Source organism: Bradyrhizobium sp. NBAIM08, assembly GCF_020193935.1.
Classification (GTDB): Bacteria; Pseudomonadota; Alphaproteobacteria; order Rhizobiales; family Xanthobacteraceae; genus Bradyrhizobium; species Bradyrhizobium yuanmingense.
Genome location: NZ_JADYVR010001364.1, coordinates 1 through 382 on the forward strand (window position 1 = coordinate 1; position 382 = coordinate 382).

A 382-nucleotide genomic window follows, 5' to 3' on the forward strand; every position below is an offset into this window, starting at 1 on the left:
ATCATCGGCCTCGGCTTCCAGCCCCTCAATGCGCGCCTCGTTGCCGGCGCGCGCGGACAGCAAGATGATCGGCATCGTCCGGGTGCGCTCGTCGCTCCGCAGCTCGCGCAGCAAGCCGAAGCCATCAAGGCGCGGCATCATCACGTCGCTCAGGACCAGGGCGGCGGGCTGCCGGCGTACCGCAGCCAGCGCCGCCTCACCATCGGCCACGGCCTCCACATCGTAGTGCGCGCTGAGCAGGCGCTGGACGTAGTCGCGCATGTCGGCGTTGTCGTCGGCCCAGACAACGCGCGGCTTGAGACTGGAGACTGGAGGCTTGGGGGAAGTGGCATGGCCTAGCTGACTAGCCTCCAATCTCCAGTTCCCAGCCTCCGGTGTGGGC

Annotated in this window: 1 protein-coding gene; it reads right to left on the bottom strand. The window is 68.3% G+C overall.

The window, feature by feature from the left end:
* Positions 1-354, bottom strand: a 354-nt coding sequence (locus tag I6F37_RS44940; protein ID WP_306469195.1) for a response regulator, incomplete at its 3' end; no start/stop codon positions are given.
* Positions 355-382 lie beyond the last annotated feature (28 nt).